The sequence below is a fragment of the Paenibacillus solani genome (assembly GCF_001277345.1).
In the GTDB taxonomy this organism is placed as follows: domain Bacteria; phylum Bacillota; class Bacilli; order Paenibacillales; family Paenibacillaceae; genus Paenibacillus_AQ; species Paenibacillus_AQ solani.
Window position 1 is genome coordinate 157,605 of sequence record NZ_LIUT01000001.1, and the last position, 19,911, is coordinate 177,515.

The 19,911-nt window shown below is 43.0% G+C and carries 16 protein-coding genes; 10 read left to right on the forward strand and 6 right to left on the reverse strand.

Translation table 11 applies throughout. The features are described from left to right. Nucleotides 1-388: 388 nt before the first annotated feature. The 5 genes from AM231_RS27945 to AM231_RS28935 all read right to left on the reverse strand — a co-directional run bounded on the left by AM231_RS27945 (nt 389) and on the right by AM231_RS28935 (nt 5,634). On the reverse strand, nt 389-625 hold the full coding sequence (locus tag AM231_RS27945; RefSeq protein WP_207383621.1) for an MFS transporter: 237 nt from the start codon (nt 623-625) through the stop codon (nt 389-391). Between the two features lie 206 nt (nt 626-831). Beyond that, on the reverse strand, nt 832-2,754 hold the full coding sequence (locus AM231_RS00745) for a beta-glucoside-specific PTS transporter subunit IIABC (protein ID WP_054400869.1): 1,923 nt from the start codon (nt 2,752-2,754) through the stop codon (nt 832-834). Nucleotides 2,755-2,775: 21 nt separating this feature from the next. After that, nucleotides 2,776-4,227, reverse strand: a complete 1,452-nt coding sequence (locus AM231_RS00750) for a glycoside hydrolase family 1 protein (RefSeq protein ID WP_207383519.1) — start codon at nt 4,225-4,227, stop codon at nt 2,776-2,778. A 121-nt stretch (nt 4,228-4,348) separates the two neighbouring features. Further along, nucleotides 4,349-5,188 carry a PRD domain-containing protein gene (locus AM231_RS00755; RefSeq protein WP_054400870.1) on the reverse strand — a complete coding sequence of 280 codons (840 nt, stop codon included), beginning with the start codon at nt 5,186-5,188 and terminating at the stop codon, nt 4,349-4,351. Nucleotides 5,189-5,481: 293 nt separating this feature from the next. Next, nucleotides 5,482-5,634 (reverse strand): hypothetical protein, encoded by a 153-nt coding sequence (locus AM231_RS28935; RefSeq protein ID WP_165593359.1) that lies wholly within the window; start codon nt 5,632-5,634, stop codon nt 5,482-5,484. 214 nt (nt 5,635-5,848) lie between these two features. On the opposite strand from AM231_RS28935, the gene AM231_RS00760 reads away from it, so the two are divergent. From AM231_RS00760 to AM231_RS00785, 6 genes are all read left to right on the forward strand, one after another. Beyond that, on the forward strand, nt 5,849-6,703 hold the full coding sequence (locus tag AM231_RS00760; protein WP_054400871.1) for a P-loop NTPase family protein: 855 nt from the start codon (nt 5,849-5,851) through the stop codon (nt 6,701-6,703). A gap of 25 nt (nt 6,704-6,728) precedes the next feature. Further along, nucleotides 6,729-7,175: a YhfM domain-containing protein gene (locus AM231_RS00765; RefSeq protein ID WP_054400872.1), complete on the forward strand. Its 447-nt coding sequence runs from the start codon at nt 6,729-6,731 to the stop codon at nt 7,173-7,175. 201 nt (nt 7,176-7,376) lie between these two features. After that, nucleotides 7,377-8,144, forward strand: coding sequence for a superoxide dismutase family protein (locus AM231_RS00770; RefSeq protein WP_054400873.1), 768 nt, complete (start codon nt 7,377-7,379; stop codon nt 8,142-8,144). A 307-nt stretch (nt 8,145-8,451) separates the two neighbouring features. After that, nucleotides 8,452-9,156 (forward strand): ABC transporter ATP-binding protein, encoded by a 705-nt coding sequence (locus tag AM231_RS00775; RefSeq protein ID WP_106406077.1) that lies wholly within the window; start codon nt 8,452-8,454, stop codon nt 9,154-9,156. Next, nucleotides 9,156-11,483, forward strand: a complete 2,328-nt coding sequence (locus tag AM231_RS00780) for an ABC transporter permease (protein ID WP_054400874.1) — start codon at nt 9,156-9,158, stop codon at nt 11,481-11,483. Before AM231_RS00775 ends, AM231_RS00780 begins: the two co-directional genes overlap by 1 nt. 319 nt (nt 11,484-11,802) lie before the next feature. Beyond that, nucleotides 11,803-12,813: a Gfo/Idh/MocA family protein gene (locus tag AM231_RS00785; protein ID WP_054400875.1), complete on the forward strand. Its 1,011-nt coding sequence runs from the start codon at nt 11,803-11,805 to the stop codon at nt 12,811-12,813. A 339-nt stretch (nt 12,814-13,152) separates the two neighbouring features. Here the strand turns inward: AM231_RS00785 and AM231_RS00790 are convergent, their stop codons facing one another. Beyond that, the gene (locus AM231_RS00790) at nt 13,153-14,832 is read right to left on the reverse strand and encodes a methyl-accepting chemotaxis protein (RefSeq protein WP_242615031.1); all 1,680 of its coding nucleotides are present in this window, start codon (nt 14,830-14,832) and stop codon (nt 13,153-13,155) included. 382 nt (nt 14,833-15,214) lie between these two features. On the opposite strand from AM231_RS00790, the gene AM231_RS00795 reads away from it, so the two are divergent. From AM231_RS00795 to mutT, 4 genes are all read left to right on the forward strand, one after another. Further along, nucleotides 15,215-15,544, forward strand: coding sequence for a nucleoside triphosphate pyrophosphohydrolase (locus AM231_RS00795; protein WP_054400876.1), 330 nt, complete (start codon nt 15,215-15,217; stop codon nt 15,542-15,544). 89 nt (nt 15,545-15,633) lie between these two features. Continuing rightward, nucleotides 15,634-15,828, forward strand: a complete 195-nt coding sequence (locus AM231_RS29800; protein ID WP_242615032.1) for a phospholipase D-like domain-containing protein — start codon at nt 15,634-15,636, stop codon at nt 15,826-15,828. A 57-nt stretch (nt 15,829-15,885) separates the two neighbouring features. Continuing rightward, nucleotides 15,886-19,038: a DEAD/DEAH box helicase gene (locus AM231_RS00800; RefSeq protein ID WP_054400877.1), complete on the forward strand. Its 3,153-nt coding sequence runs from the start codon at nt 15,886-15,888 to the stop codon at nt 19,036-19,038. Between the two features lie 11 nt (nt 19,039-19,049). Continuing rightward, nucleotides 19,050-19,451, forward strand: coding sequence for an 8-oxo-dGTP diphosphatase MutT (gene mutT, locus AM231_RS00805; protein WP_054400878.1), 402 nt, complete (start codon nt 19,050-19,052; stop codon nt 19,449-19,451). Nucleotides 19,452-19,911 lie beyond the last annotated feature (460 nt).

The window sequence follows — 19,911 nt, forward strand, 5'->3', positions numbered from 1 at the left end:
TTTTAACCATTAAAAAAGCCCCCCTACAGTAACAGGTTTTATTATTTCACCTGTCTACCGTATGGGGAGCATATCAAAGTCGTTGATAATGATTTGGGATAGCCCTTTTTGCATTTATATCCATATGAAAAGTTAGCTGATACGCAGGAGAAGCGCGGGAATGTGACGGACTTTGAAGCTTTAGCGAAGGCCGCCAACAAAACAAGCTGGCAACCGATCCTTTATCGGCGCCAGCTTGCAAGGCTTTTTTATAAATGTGGCCTATACTAGACCTCTCTTAGATATTAACGCGGATTTCTTCTTGCTGATAAATCAGCAGCCAGCTGGTTGGTACGCTGTTTGTTAAGCGGATAGAAGAACACCAGGATAAGGAATACCGCAAGATAGATCAGGGCAGGCACCAAGGTTCCCAGAGAGAAGATACCATGCAGCGTCGCATCTGTCTGCTTCTCGATTCCGAGTTGTATCCGACGGCTGCGATGGCGAAACCGCCGATCCCTCCGTCAATAGCTTGACCGATTTTTCTTGCCATGGAATATAGCGCATATACGGTTGCATCTTCGCGCATACCGGATAAGAACTCATGGTAATAATAAGCAAAACGCCGATCGAAACGGCTTACCACATGTTAACGTCTGAAGGGTATGTGATCAGCAAACCGAGGTCGGGGCTATATGTCAAAACGATTTTCGTGATTAAGCTTACCTCCTAAATGGAACACATCAACCTCGTTGTTGCTAGATTAGTTCTTCTGATTGAACATGAACAACTAAAAAAGAATCTCCCCAATTAAAAGGGAGATTCTTAGTTAAGTTAATGATACGCGTAGTATCAAATAGCTCCTTTTATGGTCATAATCGGTTCACCGATTTTAATCGTTTCGTTCGTTTTGGCCATTTCGAATTCAGGAAATTCACTATAATTTGTGACGATGGTTGGTGTTACAGTAGCGTAACCCTTTGCTCTTATAGCGTCAACATCAAATTTTACTATCGGCTGACCTTTTTTCACTTTATCCCCCACCTGTACAAGGGATTCAAAATGCTCACCTTTCAGTTGCACAGTGTTAATACCAATATGCATTAATACTTCTGCTCCGTGAGCTGTGGTTATTACGATAGCATGTTTTGTCCGAAAGATAACAGCAATTTCTCCATCTACAGGCGCCCTTAAGATCCCTTCATCAGGCTCAATAGCGACCCCTTTACCCATATGTTCTTCTGAAAATGCCGTATCGGGCACCTGACTCATAGGTATAACCTTCCCAGCTAACGGACTAACAACCACTTCTTCCTCATTCAAATCAACATTCAACTTCGTGTTCTTTTCCTGTTCAATTTCTTTCTTTTGTTCACTTTTGTTGTTTTCTGAATTAGATTCAAATTTTAAGAACATTGTAAAAATGAAGCTTAAAATAAAGCTTAGGATGATGCCCACTAGAATGGCCCAAAGCCCAGACATACTCCCATTTGGAGCAATATAAGTAGGTAATGCAAAAATGCTAGGAGGTACAAATGAAAATGTTTTTACACTTAGTAACACCGCAACACAACCACCAATAGCACTTCCTAACATAGCTGCATATAACGGCTTCTTTAGTTTCATAGTAACCCCGTACATACCCGGCTCCGTAATCCCAAAGAATGCTGACAAGCCCGTCGACATGGTAATCGAACGTTGCTCAGGGGACTTTGATTTTACAAACACTGCAAAAATAGCTCCAGCTTGAGCCATATTACTGATTAACGCAAACGGCAACCAAAAATTATCAAATCCATTTGTAGCCAAACTTTGAATGGCGGCTGGCATAAAGGCATAGTGCATTCCTGTCATCACGATAAACGGATTGAATCCAGCAAGTAGAAAACCAGCCAAAGGACCTACCGTTGAGAATAACCAAATCAAACCTTTTGATAAATACTCACCAATGTAAAAGCCTAACGGCGCTATCACAATTAACACAATCGGTACTGTAATTACTAATACTACAAGGGAAGTAAGAATTGCTTTGAGCATAGGAGGCATTATCTTGTTGACGCCTTTATAAATATAGCTCATTAACGATACACCTAAAATAATGGGAATGACAGACGAACTGTAGCTTAAATATGGCAAATCAAAGATCCAGAATTTCATTGGTTCCAATCCATCAGCCGCACCATTTATTAAAGTCGGATACAGTAGAACTCCTGCCAGGCACAATGCTATAAACTCGTTGACATTGAATTTTCTCGCAGAAGACACCGCTAATAAGAATGGTAAGAAGTAAAAAGCTGAATCTGAGATCATCGTAAATACTTGGAAAACACCGTTTGTTTCTGGCATTACCTTAGTAAGCGTAATCAGTGCCAGTACAACCTTCATCATACCAGCGCCAATAATAGCCGGTAATATAGGCGAGAAGATCGCTGATATGGTTTCAAAGATCCCATTAACTCTATTTTTCACGCCTTTTTTAGGTGTTGATTTTTCAGATGCTGTTGGTTGTTCGGTGGATTGTTGTTTATCATGACCAATGAGTCGATTAATTTCATCAGCTACAATCTCAACGTTATTTCCTATAATAATTTGAAATTGCGAGGACGTAACTTGAATATCAATAACACCATCTAATTTTTTCAATTCCTCGATTTGAGGTATTGTGTCATCAACTAAATTAAAGCGTAATCTTGTGAAACAGTTCCAGATCATTTTAATATTATCTTTGCCACCGACCAAGGGGATAATATCCTTTGCTAGCTTCTTATAGTCCATCTTCTTCGTGCCCCCCTCTTTTTATAAATTTTCTCCATTTGTCTCAATAATTTCTTTATACCAATAGAAGGATTTCTTTCTATAACGCTTCCCAGTTCCATGGCCTAAGTTATCCTTGTCCACATAAACAAATCCATAACGTTTTTCCATTTCCTGCGTTGAAGCACTCACTAAATCTATTGGTCCCCAAGCACAAAAACCCATAATTTCAATTCCATCTCTAATACACTCTCTTAATTGGATTAAATGATCTTTAATATACTCAATTCTGTAGTCATCATTTACAGTTTCATTTTCTAATTTGTCATACATACCTAAGCCATTTTCCGCAATTAAGATCGGTTTTTGATAACGATCCCAGTATTGAGATAAGCAATTATACATTCCTTTGGAATCAATAGCCCATCCCCATGGACTCACCTCAAGGAACGGATTTTTCTTGGCTGAACTGTAGGAATAGGAGACATGCTGTTCCTTGTTCAACTCCATAGATACCATTTGTGAAAAATAGTAAGAAACCGCCAAGAAATCAAGTGTGTTATCTTTCAGCAATGCTTCTTCCTCTGCAGTAACCTTAATATCAATTTCACTTTCATCAAAAAATCTTTTGATATATCCTGGATATGCCCCTCTAAACTGAACATCTGTATAAAAATAATTCAGACGATTATGTTTCATCGCCAATAGTACATTATCAGGATGTGCATTTTCCGGATAAGCCGTTAAGTCAGCCAGCATCGTGCCAATTTGGACATCATACCCCTGATTTTTGGCAAACTGCTTCAACAGGGCACTTCCCACGATTTGATTGTGAACGCCTTGGTATTTAGCTTCTTCAAAATTGTCAACAGTATCAATGCATGTCCCTATAGACAAGAATGGTTCAATATGAAGTAAGTTAATTTGATTGATCGCAATCCAATATTTAACTTTATCATGATAACGTTCTAACAGAGTTTGTCCATACTTTTCATACAGATCAATGACGGATTTATTTTTCCAACCTTGATATTTCTCTGTTATATACAGGGGGATTTCGTAATGTAAAATGGTTGCGATAGGTTCCATGCCATTTTTGATAATCTCATCAATAAAGTTATCGTAAAATTCCAGTCCTCTTTCATTAGGAGTATAGTCTTCTACACTAGGAAAAATCCGAGCCCAGTTTATTGAAAAGCGCAGTGTTTTAAATCCCATTTCTTTTAGCAATTTTAAATCTTCTTTATACGTATGATAAAAGTCGATACCATGTCTTTTCGGATAGTATCCTTCTTTATCATTGACCGCAAATTCAACTTCAGCTTGAGTCATATTCGCCGTGTGAAGTTTAGAGATATCCGCTTCAGGTTTATATATAAACAAATCTGACAAACCGATACTTTTCCCATCTTCATCCCAAGCTCCTTCAATCTGATTGGCCGCGATGGCCCCTCCCCATAAGAAATCTTTTGGAAAACCTTTCATGTTGTTCATACTGTCTTTCTCCTCTCATAAATGAAAATATTGATATAAAAAAAGATACCTAAAACAGCATAGAGAAAATCTCTATGTCATCTCAGGTATCGCCTGCATCGCAGTAACAATCCATTTGTTATTATTTTGTTGTTAATTTGTAAATATACACGAATAAATAAAATTTTTCTTCATCACCAATTGTTATGCCTTGTGACTCTCGCATGTACTCAGAAACCTTCTCAACACATTCATATACCTGAGGCGTATTCTTCCTCAAAGACTTCAACATGCTGAGAGTTTGGGGATTATCTTCCTCATTCTGAGCATCAATACTTCGTTTAATGAAGTATTTCAAGTGAGTAATAAACCGATCATAAAAAATTGACGACGCTTCCAATTGAGTAGAAAAATGAGATTCTACAATTCGCAATATTTCTTTGATCATTTTAGGAATCTTCATGGTTTCATTAATTGTAACCTGTCCTTGTTGAGCATTTACAAAGTGCAAGGTAATAAAACCGGCTTCATCCTTTGCCAACCTGGTTCCTGTTGCCTCGAAAATCAGTTCTAAAGCTCGCAATGCTGCCTCATATTCCTTAGGGTAAACGGCTTTAATCTCATTCAATAAAGGATTACTGATATCCATTCCTGCTTCATGGCGCTTAAATGCGTACAATAAATGATCTGAAAGTGACAAATATATATAATCATTTAACTGAACCTCAAGCAAACTCTCAGCAAGTTCAATAATATTTTTAATTAAATCAAGATGTTCTTTAGGGATTTCAGCTAATAAATCAAAAGCTGCTTCCCGATTGTAGTTCTTATCTAGCACAAAAGTCTTTTCAATTTTACTTTTATTAATTGGATCCCCTTTGCTCACTCCAAAACCAAGACCACAGCCAATCAAAATAACTTCTTGTTTGTTTTCGTTAAGCGACATAATGATATTGTTATTAAATTTTTTAGCAACCCTCATAACCATCACCCCCGTTCATACATGATACAAAAAAACGAATAAAATCAGAAAAAGCACACAATCCAAAAAACAATCATATAGAAAAAAATTCTATATTATCTGTTTTAAGGTATTGCCTGCTTTACCAGTAACAATCCAATTATTTAAATTTTACACTCTAACTATAAACAATAAAAAAGGGTAAGTCAATCCTCCACAAAGTGGTTAATTATTACCTTATTTGAACCTGAAAATTTCATCAGATAGATAGTCTCTTTCTGCTCATTTCCCTCTTTTTAAATCATAGTATGCTTTTAATTAAAGTCGAAAATCTCGTCCACCGCCTGATGATATCCACCGGAAGATCGTAGAGACTCCTTCATCTGTATGGCTGCCATCTTGAAGGAGTCTTCGCTCAGCACATGTTCAGCAGCTTCACGGAGTTGGACTCGATCCCCTATAGACAAGAAGGATATTCCAATAGGTTCTGTAGTATATTCACTTTAGGTAAGTGCTCAAAGTTCTAGTAACCAAGAAGATAGGGGTACCTCATATGTGAAGGCTGTAGGCGCAAAATGTCTACGGTCTTTTTTGGCATGTAGAAGAGGAGATCAGCTGGCACCCACAGAATACAGTGAAACTGCGATCATTTTTTACTGAGAGAATTGAAGGTGATTTGGAATGAACACAAAATTAATCATGGTCGAAGGCTTGCCGGGGTTTGGCAAATCGACGACCGCCCGTATGATTCATGATATTCTCACGGAACGAAGTATCGAGACTCGGCTTGTCATGGAAGGGGATCTGGACCATCCGGCAGATTATGAAGGTACGGCGTGTATAACGGAGGAAGAACTCGGACGCCTGCTGCAAGCCGCAGGTCCTTTCAAAGAAATATTGAGTGAACGGGCTACCCAAAAAGAGAACTTGTATCTCTTGCCCTATCAGAAGCTGAAGAACGAATATGGGGCCTCTTTTCCTGAGGAGCTATATCACTCGCTATCCCAACATGATATTTACGAGCTCCCACTGGATCTTAACAGGAAGCTTATTACTGAGCGGTGGCAGGCGTTTGCAGAGCAGGCGCTGCAGAAGGCTGCCGTTACGATTTTTGAGTGCTGCTTCATTCAGAATCCGATGACCGTCGGCATGGTAAAGTATGATGCACCGGAAATCCAAGTGACGGACTATGTGCTGGGGCTGGAAAAGGCGATCCAACCGCTGAATCCTCTATTATTCTACGTTGATCAGAACGATCTGGAATACGCATTCCGCAAGGCTGTTCGGGAACGTCCGAAAGATTGGGCCACAGGGTTCACGGATTACTACACCGGGCAGGGGTATGGCAAACATCATCGCCTCGAAGGCGTTGAAGGGACTCTGCAAGTATTGGAAGCCCGGCGCAAGCTGGAGTACCGGATCTTGGACAGACTCGCACTGAATAAGCTGCGGATTGATAACTCCCAATATGATCAAGAGGCGTCCAGAACCAAACTGATAGACAAGCTAAAACTTCATGGGGTCATCCCAGAATAACACTAATGGTAAGGAGGAAGGTATAATGAAGCCTTTATTAACGATCATGATGCTCTATATGACAGCTCTACTAACAGGCTGCGGGAAGGAACCTGGTTATGAGACGATGCAGCTTCTGAATGAACAGGTCACGGAAATCCGTATCTCGGCATTTGAAGCATGGGATGATATGAATGGGGAGACATTGGTATCCTTCAAAGATGCAAAAGATATCCGTGTATTTGAGGATGCGATCCGTAACGCCCACAAGCAGCGGGATGATGCCAAACGAGACGACCCGGATTACGATGTAACGGTTGTCTATCCACAAGGATTTCCCTTTCACGCGATCAAGCTGTGGCTGGGAGGTGAGGGACAGGAAAGTGTGTTCAGTTATATGTCAGGGGATGACGGGGGCCACGAAGCCGTTTATGTGACATCGGCCAAGTATACCGATCGGATGAGAGAACTCATTTTGCAGGAGGGGGATTAAGTCCGTTATAGGATCATAACTCTTTTATCATCCCGCAGCTAGAGATGGTACTTTGTGCATTTTCGTATGTTAAATAAGTATAACGATCTTGGGAACGATGACTATCGCCAATAAGCCTAAATCTCGTGAATTTTTACGGATAAGACGTATAAAATCAGGGGATTAGGAGATGAATGTATATCATCATCAGGAGGCGATGAAGTGAAGAAGAGAACCTATAAATTAGTACAGAAGGCCGGAGTATTCCTGGGCGGAATCCTGCTAACCATAGGAATTGTGTTCGCCGCTGTGAATCCTACCGGAACCTTTGAAGCGATTAGACATACGGCTACTACCTTAACTGGCTATGTAAACAGCAATGATCACTCCACCGCTGAAGGCTCACACGCAGCGGACCAAGGGAAGGCGGCTTTGGATTCCACGATTCATAACGCCGTCAACAATGATGCGGTTCGCATGGTTTCGAACCCTGTGGATCAGCCGGTGTATGGGGAGCAGGTTACCGAGCTGGAAGTGTCCGAGCTTCCAGTGGTGAAGCTGAACAATGCAGCAGGAGAGCCTGTTGGTACTGCTACCTTAAAGCAGGTCAATGATGGGGTCAAAGTGACAATATCCGTATCCGGGCTTACTCCAGGCAAGCATGGATTCCATGTGCATGAGAATGCGATCCAGAATGGTGATTTTAAATCTGCGGGTGCCCACTTTAATCCGACCCACAAGCACCATGGGCTTAAGAATCCGCAGGGAAGCCATGTCGGTGATATGCCGAATCTGGTCGTAGGCGCAGACGGAACTGGAGAAGGGGAGTTCATCATCCAGCATGGAACGCTTGAGAAGAACCAGCCTAATTCCGTGCTCGGACGCTCACTGATCATCCATGTCGGCGAAGATGATGAAGTAACCGACCCAGCAGGAAATTCCGGGGATCGCGTGGCCGGTGGAAATATACCGGAATCAGTGACAAGGTAATAGCTGGTTAGAAGAGTCTCGTGTGACATTTTCAGATGAGAACATAAGAGTCATGTAGGTGTTGTTCACCTATATGGCTCTTTTTGTGTTCATGATGCCTAGCGCGAGAAGCGGCAACTAAGACCATAACTTCCTTCCTGAGACTGATACGGAAATACATCGGCTGCAGGAAGCGGTCTCCGAGTAGTGGGATATGATGGATATAGAGTGTAACTATCGGGGAGCAACGATGTTTCTTGACCAGAGACTGGGAATGGCGGGGGGGGGGGCCTATTTCCGGAAATTTCAATACGGGGAGATGTACGCAGTGACAACGTTAATCGAATTCAAAAAGGTAACCAAGACCTATCAAATCGGCGAAGTGAAGATTCAAGCCCTTGCGGGCGTTGACTTCTCCATATCAGAAGGGGAATTCGTCGTGATTCTTGGAGCAAGCGGGGCGGGAAAAAGCACGATTTTGAATATTCTCGGCGGGATGGATACGGCTACTACGGGACAAGTGTTTGTTGGAGAACAAGAGATTACGGGATGGAGCGAGAAGAGATTAACCGAATACCGCGGCGAGCAGGTTGGCTTCGTATTTCAATTCTATAACCTGATTCCGAATTTGAATGCGCTGGAGAACGTGGAATTTGCGACAGAGGTATGTAAGGACCATCTGGATGCACGAGATATTTTACATAAGGTTGGACTAACGGATCGCATGAAGAACTTCCCTTCCCAGCTCTCTGGCGGGGAACAGCAAAGAGTTGCCATCGCGAGAGCGGTTGCCAAGAATCCCGCACTTCTCCTCTGCGACGAGCCGACCGGTGCTTTGGATTATGTGACAGGGAAGTCGGTCTTAAAGCTTCTGCAAGATTTGAATAAGGAAACGAAGACATGCGTCGTCTTGGTCACTCATAACTCGGCCATCGCGCCGATGGCGGATAAAGTGATTCGCGTTAAGAGCGGAAAGATCGAGAGCATCACGCTCAATGACCACAAACAAAGCGTTGAAGGGATCGAGTGGTAATGAAGAATTTATCGATGAAATTATTAAGGGATATGAAGCAGTCGATCGGACAATTCATAGCCATTGTTTTGGTCATCGCGGTGGGAGCTTTTTTCTACACGGGGCTGGTCACCTTGAGCGACAATCTTAGCTCCTATACGAAGGGGTATTTTCAAGAACATAATTTAAGTGACTTGAACGTCTATTACAGCCAAATTTCCGCTGAGGATGTGGCTGATTTACGAGAGCTTGAAGGCATCCAGCATATCGAAGGGCGTTATACCGTCCAGGCAGCACAGGCTTTTGAAGATTATAAAGCTACAGTCACGGTGCACTCGATCCCCGTACCTAATGCCATCAACACATCCAGGGTGATAGAGGGCAGGATGCCAGCCGAGCCGAATGAGATCTTGCTGGATTCTCACTACGCCGGGGCGCATCATTACAATGTCGGTGATTCGATCACCCTCCGTGTGAATGACAAAGACATGACGTTCACGATCAGCGGCTTGAATGAGAATGTGGAGCATGCCAAGAAGAACGAAACCCAGGACCATCAAGCTTATGGAATAGCTTATATCTCCGAGGAGACCATACCTGAAATCGCAGGCGGCCTGTTCTACAATGAGGTCATGATTGATGCCCAGGATGGTTACGACATTGACAAGTTAGGCCAAGCCATTGAGGCACATTCTCAGTCACTCCCTTATCTAAGTCAGGTTAGCAAAGAGCGGACCTTCAACTATTCTCAGACCCAGCAAACGATACATAATAATAAGCTGATGAGCAGGGTGATCCCGATCGTTCTCTTTTTGATTGAAGCGGTGATCCTGTTTCTGATCATGTCGCGGATTATCGATTCCCAGCGAAATCAAGTGGGCATTATGAAGGCATTAGGGGTAAAAAAAAGAAGCATCATGCTTCATTATATGGGCTACCCTGTGCTGGCAGGTGTCCTCGGCTCCATCCTAGGCTTTGCCATAGCTGCTGCCCTGTTCATTCCACTCATTACAACGTCAATTGGAAGATCCTACTCCTTGCCTGACCTGACATTCTCCCTTTCATTATTAACGCTCCTTCCTCCGATGATATGCTCCAGTGCTTTTGGCATGCTGTCCTGCTATTTAAGTGGTAGAGCGATTTTACAAGAACGAGCTGCCCAGGCGATGCGTCCGAAACCGCCCAAGAAGATGAAGAAGCTGCTTATCGAGAGAGTTCCGGGGATGTGGAGTCGGCTGCCTTACAGCTACAAGATCATTCTAAGAAATATATTCTTAAATAAACAAAAAGCACTTGCGAGCTCTGTTGGTGTTGTGGTCAGTACGGTTTTGTTGATCACGGCTTTTGGCACGCAGACGGCACTGCTCAAGGTAGCTGGCCAGATTGAAGAGGTAAATACGTATGATTTACGAATCGATTATGCGATGGGAACATCCCCGGATACGGCAGCACTGCCCTCAGGCATTGCAGAACGTTATGAGTTGTCCACCTACCCTGTGGAACTCATCCAAGGGGAAAGCAAAGAAAATGCTACGCTTGTAGTTACAGAGAAGGAGAATGAGCTGATTCATTTTTATGATGAAAAAGGCAATCGGCTATCTTTAGAGGATCATGGCGTGCTGGTACCTAAATCTTACGCGGATCAGTACCATATATCTGAAGGGGATACGATCCAGCTTCAATTCACCGCACCGGAGTATAATCAAACCACCGTCGATATGAAGGTTCTGGATATATCCACGCAGTATTCGAATCCGTCTTTCTACAGCACACCGGATTATATGAAGAGTTTGGGTATCGACTATAATCCTTCTTCGCTGTTAGTGAGCGTCCATAGCGCTGCAGATCTAGCGGAAGTTCGCAGCTTCTTTGAACAAGACCCGCAGGTGGAGGCCATTGCAGACAAGACTGATCTCAAGAAATCAGCGCAGTATATGCTGAAACAAAACAGCTTTATCTTCATCATGTTCATCGTCTGTGCCGTTATTCTGTCCTTCGGTGCCATCTACACGATCTCTTCCATCAATATCTATGAAAGGAATCGTGAGCTTGCCACCCTGAAGGTATTAGGCTATCCCAAACGTAAAATCAACCGGCTGATCTTCTCTGAAAACATGCTGTTAACCGCTTTTGCGGTCATTGTCGCTCTGCCGATCAGTGGTTATGTCTATTCCATCATCATCAAGGCGCTCTCGAGTACGCATCAGCAAATTCCGGATCAATTAAACCTTGTGATTATGCTGGCCTCGGTTGTTCTGGCGTTCTTCCTGACTCTTCTCTCCAATCTCATGCTGCGGAAAAAAGTGACGCAGATTCATATGATAGAGTCGTTGAAGGGAGTAGAGTGAATTGAATTCTCACAAGTAGTACCGAGTGCTCATCTGATGGAGTATCTGTTCACGATGCAGATGCTGGTGGTGCCGTTCAAGGAGAATCTGCTGAACATGCGGTACATCAAGAGGTGATCGCTAAGTATCCTGCTGTTCGAGTTGGCGCAGGAGCGTGCTCGACCCGCGATGATGACAAGTTCCAAGGCTGCCCATCCGTGCAGCCTTTTTGGTTTCCCTTTTACGGTGATCTGAGTGTACGGAGGCAGCACCTTGAACTATAATAGGGGACGTGGCATTCAATGGAAAAATTCAATCGCGTATGGAATAGGAGAACAAGATGAACAAACTAACAATGGCCGTCATCGGCTTAGGGCATATGGGTCGGCATATGATACACCGCTTACTGCCCCAATTTGCAGAGAAGATCGAGTTGGTCGCTGTTTGCGACAATGATGAATCCAGTATGCAACGGGAAGTCACAGAGGCTGGGATTCGTCCACAGCTGTACACCGACTATCGCCAGCTGCTGGATGAGGTAGCACTTGATCTAGTATATATCGCAGTTCCGCCATCCTTGCATTATGACGTGGCCCGGATTGCTTTTGAGAAAGGTATTCACGTTTTCTGCGAGAAGCCGTTAGCTAACAGCTTAACTGAAGCACGGAGTTTGGTTGAGCTGGCTGAGAAGGCGAATGTGCTCAATGCGGTTCACTTCTCGCTTCCGCTTGACCCGGCTGTTCTGAAGCTGAAGGAATTAGTTGAGGAGCAAGCGATCTGCGGGATTCAAAGAATGGACCTGTACCTGGAGTTTCCCCAGTGGCCAAGAGCCTGGCAGCAGAATCCATGGATCACATCAAGACAGCAGGGTGGATATCTGCTTGAAGTCGGCATTCATTGGATCCAGATGATCCAGCAGGTGTTCGGGCCAATTACGCATGTGAAGAGTGAGATCGAGTTTCCGACAGATTCGCATCAGTCTGAAAGCCGTGTCCAGGCCGTCCTCCGATTACATAACGGAATCGAGATCCACCTATCGGGTACCGACAAGCGGGAAGGGGAGGAGCGTGTCTCCCTGGTGGTCCACGGTGAGGAAGGAACCTTGGCATTGGAGAACTGGCGCAACCTGTATCGAAGCGGCAAAGATACCGACCCGCAACCTGTACCTGTGGACGATGTTGTCAGCCCGCTGCCGATCCTGAAGCAGATCATTCAGATTCTAAATGGTGATTCTGGTATCATTTATGATTTCTATGACGGGTATAACGCGCAGGTTATTTTAGAGGCCTTACGTAAGCCGGGTGTGGGCTTTACGGATTTAAGGCCTCAATTGATGGGGGATAAGCAGTAGGATTTATTTAGTGTCCCGATGAGTGGATCTCGGCAAAAAAACCGAGGGAGAATCGGATGGTCTGCGTCCGATCTTATGAAGCTCGCACGCATGAATGCCATTAATTGTGTGGAGTAGAGTGTTAGGTTTAATACTGAACAGGCCGTAGATGGTAAAGTCTACGGCCTTTTATTTTGCAAAGTTATGTACATTAAAGCAAACGGCTAGGTGAAAAACATCGGATGCAAGCTCCACGAGACCGAGTACTACCTTGTTGACTCCATAGTCATAGTAGTAGGTACCTCAGGCCGGTTCTTCCTAGTCCTTCAACCGCGAAGGCCGCTGTTCTTACTAAATGGACTAAACAGTAAATTTCTCCAAGGTTGTCCGGTGCTGCTCAGCCATATCGGATAAAGAATGAGCGGCGATGGAAATTTCCTTCATGGTTGCTTGTTGTTCTTCTGCAGAGGCAGCTACTTCCTGCGTACCAGCCGCAGTGTTCTCCGATACTTCTGTAATATACTGCATGGAGTGAGCCATCTGTTCCGTTCCTGCAGACATTTGTTGTACTGCTGAGGATACTTCCTGGATTTGAGCTGTAACAGCATGAACCGATTCTTGAATATGTTCAAAAGACTGCCCTGCTGTGTTTACTACACCGATTCCTGCTGCAACCTTTTTACTTGCGACTTGCATGGAATGAATCGTTTGGCTCGTTTCGCTCTGGATCGAATTAATTAAGGTCGATACTTGCTGTGCGGATAAGGCCGACTGTTCGGCTAATTTATGGACCTCTGATGCCACGACAGCAAATCCCTGTCCATATTCCCCTGCTCTAGCCGCTTCGATCGATGCATTTAATGCTAGTAGATTCGTTTGGGCGGCGATCTCCTTGATCACTTCTACTATTTGGCCAATTTCATTCGAACGATTGCCCAGCCGTCTTATCTCTTCATCTAATTCACCAAAGGTATGTTGGATGGATTGCATCTGCTCTGCTACCGTTTGAATGGCGTGAGCCCCTTCCGCTGCCTTTTCATGAGCCTCGACTGCTGCAGCGGATGCACTCTTTGTATTTTGGGCGATTTCGCGAGTACCCATGGACATTTCATTAATCGAATGGGAGGACTCGCCGATCGTCTTAAACTGATTATCGACGCCTGTTGCTACTTCTTGCATGGAAGCAGCGATCTGTTCAGCCGCGAGTGAGGTCTGCTCAGAGCTGGCCGTCAATTCTTCTGCCGTTGCTGCCACTTGTTCGGCATTTAGATTGATCTGATGGATCAAATCCTGCAGGTTCCCGGACATCTGATTAAAGGAAGCTGCTAACTCGCCGATCTCATCTTTATTTTTCACCTTGAGCTTCGGTATCGTCAGGTCACCGGATGCAATTTTCTTGGCAGCCTCCGAAATAGTTACAATAGGTTTGCTAATCAAACGTCCCAAATAAACCGCAATGGCTATACCTAATAAAGTGGCGAAAATACCCAGTATTAGCACCCAAGTCTTGATCGATTGAACGGTAGCCAGCGTATCCTCATGTCCTTTATCCAGGATATTTTGCTGATAAGAAGTAAACTCCTCCGTCTTTTGATCGAATTCTTCGGTAATCTTATGTCCTTCGCCTTTCACCAAGTTTATATACGCCTCGGTATTTCCTTGCTTCTTAAATTCCGCTTCTTCGCCGGCCAGCTGATAGAATTGTTCTTCGATCTCGTTTAGCTCACTGAGCAGCTCCTTTGCTTTTGGCAAAACGATGATGTCCCCGAGATTCTTACTTAGCTTCAAATAGTTGTCGTGAGAATCGGATATTTCCTGCAACGATTCCTCGTTGCCGAGAATTAAATAACCACGAAGTGCTAACTTCTCTTGCTTTATGGCCATCGCCAACTCCTGGATCATAATGAGTTTCCGCGCCTTATCATCAATTAAATTACCATAGACCGTATTCACAGCCGTGATTCTCGTATAGCTGATAGCAACTGTAACAGCGAGGATCAAAATGACTGCCAGAACCCCCAAAAATAATTTCTTACTCAACGTCAACCTCATCATGTCGCCCCTCTTATGTCATAAATATTTGTTAGAACCTCCTAGAATCATACATTTACTATCGTCTTAGTGTAAAGACCTGAATGTATCAAAAGTCACATATAAGGGCTAATTGAACTAGGAGTATTGAGTGTGATTCCTATGATGTTATCCATGCGGAAGTTGAAAGTACTGCAGAAGGCGATCAATACGATCCTGAAAAAATAAAGGTTAACAAAATAAAAGATAATGGGGTATCCCGATAAATAAACCCTATCGAGAAATCGGATATCTCCTAAATGTAATATCGGAGGTCTAAAAGAATCTTTGAACGATTTTGCGTTATGATACAATTGGATTACATAATTAACCATGTAAAGGATGAGAATCTTTGCCAGTTCACAATAAGTTAGTTCGGGATCTTATTCCCCAAGTCATTGAATCTACAGGCAAAGAATTTCGCACACGGATCTTGGATGAGGAAGAGTATAAGAAAGAATTGATCATAAAGCTTAAAGAAGAGTCGGAAGAGTACTTTGCCGCTGAAAGTTCTAAGGAATCGTTGGAAGAGCTTGCAGATATGCTTGAGGTTATCCGGGCGTTGACGGTTGTACATGGAGCAACATGGGAAGAGCTTGAAGCCTTGAGAGAGAAAAAGGTAGAAGCTCGAGGCGGATTCCAAGAACGGGTGTATCTAATCGATGTCGACGACAACGCTTAATGTCAAACTAATTACAGAAAACTTAGCAGACGATTTAATCACCGGGATGCAGAAACGTTTCTGGAATCTATATTATGACTTCCTTCGTGATGCAGTCAGGAGTGCGTTTATTGGCACTCCATTTGAAAGATGCGATCGAACGAGGAGCCGAGGTAAAGGTTCTCGCCGGGGATTATTTATTTGTTACGCAGCCGGAAGGTCTGCAGGCATTACGTGATATTGATCCTCGGCTGGAGGCAAGGCTATGGGAACGTAAAGAGCAGAAGCAGGGACCCCTTCAGTGATGAGGGGGTTTTCAAATATTAAATCGCTTGCTCAAATAATTAAGGAGTTGCTGCTATATGAAACAGGGACTTTACGAGCAGATAATAAATAATCTTACTAGAAGACAATTATTGACTTTGGATAGTTCCTTATACGAAATTGGGATTGAGCCATTAGATCCGGAGGAAGCACGCAAGGTGCTCTCGAATTACTTAGCTACAGTGATTCGAAGAGCTTTGAAAATCATTCGGGAAAGTAGCAATGATGATGAAGCACTCCTTTTACAGGTACGTGCCTGTAATGAAATTATTGCCACTCTACGTAACACTCTGGACAATGAAGAATTAAGGGAGTGGCAGCTTGATGAACAGGGTGAGGTTTTAACCCACGTCTATTCCAAACTAAATCATATTCGGGGCATCAAGGAGACAAAGGTTCATCGTCCTACAACACCTTTGTCTCAAAGTTCATTGTTTACGGGTTCCCATTCTGAACCTAATATGATGAGTGAGCTTAGAGCAGAGATTATTACCTCGGATAAGGTTGATCTGCTGGTTTCTTTCATTAAATGGAGCGGGCTACGCTTCCTAATGGAGCAGTTAGAGGAGTTCACGGCAAATGGGGGCCATTTACGAGTCATAACAACGACCTACATGGAAGCGACGGATTACAAGGCTGTGACAGAATTAAGTAAACTCCCGAACACAGAAATCAAAATCTCATACGATACAGAGCGAACACGGTTACATGCGAAGGCATATTTGTTTAAAAGAGACACTGGGTTTACTACAGCTTACGTCGGGTCATCTAATCTTTCGAATCCAGCCCTTACGAGTGGTTTAGAATGGAACTTGAAGGTTACGGAGAAGGACTCTTATGACGTCCTACGGAAAATAGAGGCAACTTTTGAGAGTTATTGGAACGATCGTGAATTTAAAAGTTTTTCCTTTGCGGATCAGGAGCATCAATTGCTCCTCAAGCAGGCATTGGGCAAAAAGAAAGAACATGAGCGTAATCAGTTAACCTTCCCATTTACCCTTACGCCTTACGATTACCAGAAGGAAATCCTTGAGAAGCTCGAGGCTCAGAGAGTGATATATGGAAGAACGAGAAATCTACTAGTAGCAGCTACGGGAGTCGGAAAAACGGTTGTTTCCGCTTTCGACTACAAACGGTTTACCAACCGAAATCAAAAGGCGAGATTACTCTTCGTGGCCCATCGTGAGGAAATTTTAAAGCAAAGTTTGGACACCTTCCGTTTTATACTGAAGGACCTGAACTTTGGAGAACTTCACGTAGGGAGTAATCAGGCCGATTCGATTGATCATCTATTTATTAGTATCCAAAGCTTCAATTGTCTAAAACTTACTGAAAAAACCACTCGGGATTTTTATGATTACATTATTGTTGATGAGTTTCATCATGCTGCGGCACCTTCGTATCAAAAGCTATTGGCATATTATCAGCCACAAATTTTATTAGGTTTGACAGCTACGCCTGAGCGAATGGATGGAAAAGATATTTTGCAGTACTTTAATGATACGATTGCGGCAGAGATTCGCCTAACAGATGCAATTGACCGAAAATTGCTCTGTCCCTTTCATTACTTCGGTGTGACGGATAGTGTTGACTTGTCCCAGGTCAAATGGTCAAGGCGAGGATACGATCTAAATGAGCTTGAAAATTTATATTCCCATAATAAAATTCGGGCAAGCCAAGTTTTAAATAGTCTAAAGCAATATGTTACCGATTTGGATGAAGTCAAGAGCCTCGGTTTTTGCGTGAGTGTTGCTCATGCACACTATATGGCTAAAGTTTTCAATGAATCGGGGACAGCAGCTATTGCCTTGCATGGAAAGTCAAGCAACGATGAGCGGAACTTTGCGAAGAGACGATTAATTTCAGGGGAAATCAAAGTGATCTTCGTTGTTGATCTTTATAATGAAGGGGTAGATATACCGGAGATTAACACGGTTTTATTCCTTCGTCCCACAGAGAGCTTGACCGTATTCTTACAACAACTTGGCCGTGGACTTCGTTTGGCAGAAGGAAAAGAATGTTTAACGGTTCTTGATTTTATTGGGCAAGCCCATAAAGAATATAATTTCCAGGAGAAGTTTAGAGCATTGCTTGGTAAAACAAAGCATTCTATACAGCATTATGTCGAGAATGGTTTCTCGAGCCTGCCACGTGGAAGCTTTATTCAGCTTGAGAGGCAAGCTCAGGAATACATACTGAGAAATATTAAGCAAACCACAATCAATAAGAGAAGTCTTATTGAGAAGCTAAAACACTTTACAGAAGATACTGGATTAAGCCTGACACTAGATCATTTTACTCGTTATCACGTAATGAGTCTTTACGAGTTATACGGTGGACGTAACGGGAAACGGACACTACGAGGATTGATGGCTGAGGCGGGTTTGATTAAACCATTCGAATTCGAGAATATGGAGTATCTGACAAAACGTATTCCAGCTTTATTAAGCATAAACTCCCGGAGACTCCTAAGTTTTTTAATCGACTATCTTGAGGATCCTGGGAAATCCGCACATACAGAAGAAGAACGACTGATGTTAAATATGTTTTATTATACCTTCTACCGATCAGAACCGAAGAAACAAGGGTTTCTGGACATTAACCAGGCTATTCAGTCTATTGTTTTCTGTAAAGAATTTAGGGATGAGATCGTTGAAATATTAAAGCATAATTACGAACACATTAACTTTGTAGATAAAAAGAATGAGTTCCCATTTGTATGTCCATTAGACTTACATTGCACATATTCGACGGACCAAATTTTGGCGGCTTTTGGTTTTTGGAATGAAGAGAAGGCCCCAGCCTTTCGCGAGGGTGTGAAATATTTCGAGGATAAGAAAACGGATATTTTCTTTATTACGCTAAATAAATCCGACAAGGACTTTTCTCCTTCTACTTTGTATGAAGATTACGCCATGAATGAACACCTGTTTCACTGGCAAACACAAAGTCGTATTTCGGAAGAAACGAATACGGCTAAGCGATATATCCATCATAGACAGACGGAGAACAGAATTGCATTATTTGTCCGTGAATACAAAGAGGAGAATAATTACACTTCGCCCTTTGTGTTCTTAGGAGAAGCCGAGTATGTGAAGCATGAAGGCAATAAACCAATGAGTATTATTTGGAGGTTGAAAGAAGAGATGCCTCCGGAATTAGTACCGGCAGCAAATAAAGCTATTGGGTAGGGGGTGAATCGATGCTCGCGGTAGCAGCGGCCATCATTGAAAATGAAGTCGGTCAAATCTTAATAGCCAAACGTAAGAAGGGAAAGTCACAAGAAGGCTTATGGGAGTTCCCCGGTGGCAAAATCGAGCATAATGAATCGGTTGAAGATTGTATAAAGAGAGAACTGCAAGAAGAAATGAATATTCAAATTCAACCGTATGAGTCGTATGGTGAACATGACCATTATTATGGATCGACACATATTCGCTTGTATGCCCATAAGGCTAAATTTGTGAGTGGAGAAATAATGTTAGTTGATCACGACGAATATATGTGGGTATATCCAACAGAGCTTGGAGAGTATGAATTTGCTCCGGCTGATATTAAATTCGTAAAGATGTTAATAGGATATTCAGCAGAGTCCATGGATTAATCCATGGGCTTTTTAATTTCGAGAAGCCGGGGATGGTCGTGCAGCTGATTAAAGATCCGGGCAATCCGTATGACGAGGAGCTTTTCAACTTACCAGCCTTAAATGCAGTTTCGAAACCTCAATTGCGGCACGAAAATTGCTTTAATATCCGGTGCTTTCTTCGGGAGGTTTTGTCGAAGTCAGGAACGCTCCTTTTGGATTCAGCTACGTTTTTAAGTACTATCTTGGTTGTTTGATGGAGTCTCACCTAAATTTGTGCTCTTTAAATTTCCTTTTTGAGAGATTGAGTATTTGTATACTCTAAGCCTAAGAAAGCTAGGAGCCCGTTTGTTGCTATGATGTTTGACACAGGATTGATAGGGTTGGTTGGGTAGGATAATAGTCGTATAACTATAGCGTAATTTTTTGAGTGCGCATTATGGAGGGGCGTGCTGTTTAGGTATTTCAAACTACATGTTTC

What these genes read in the sequence shown, in the direction of transcription:
- AM231_RS00745 (WP_054400869.1), bottom strand. Translation starts at nt 2,754, where the DNA reads ATGGACTATAAGAAGCTAGCAAAGGATATTATCCCCTTGGTCGGTGGC.
- AM231_RS00750 (WP_207383519.1), bottom strand. Translation starts at nt 4,227, where the DNA reads ATGAACAACATGAAAGGTTTTCCAAAAGATTTCTTATGGGGAGGGGCC.
- AM231_RS00755 (WP_054400870.1), bottom strand. Translation starts at nt 5,188, where the DNA reads ATGAGGGTTGCTAAAAAATTTAATAACAATATCATTATGTCGCTTAAC.
- AM231_RS00760 (WP_054400871.1), top strand. Translation starts at nt 5,849, where the DNA reads ATGAACACAAAATTAATCATGGTCGAAGGCTTGCCGGGGTTTGGCAAA.
- AM231_RS00765 (WP_054400872.1), top strand. Translation starts at nt 6,729, where the DNA reads ATGAAGCCTTTATTAACGATCATGATGCTCTATATGACAGCTCTACTA.
- AM231_RS00780 (WP_054400874.1), top strand. Translation starts at nt 9,156, where the DNA reads ATGAAGAATTTATCGATGAAATTATTAAGGGATATGAAGCAGTCGATC.
- AM231_RS00785 (WP_054400875.1), top strand. Translation starts at nt 11,803, where the DNA reads ATGAACAAACTAACAATGGCCGTCATCGGCTTAGGGCATATGGGTCGG.
- AM231_RS29800 (WP_242615032.1), top strand. Translation starts at nt 15,634, where the DNA reads ATGCAGTCAGGAGTGCGTTTATTGGCACTCCATTTGAAAGATGCGATC.
- AM231_RS00800 (WP_054400877.1), top strand. Translation starts at nt 15,886, where the DNA reads ATGAAACAGGGACTTTACGAGCAGATAATAAATAATCTTACTAGAAGA.
- mutT (WP_054400878.1), top strand. Translation starts at nt 19,050, where the DNA reads ATGCTCGCGGTAGCAGCGGCCATCATTGAAAATGAAGTCGGTCAAATC.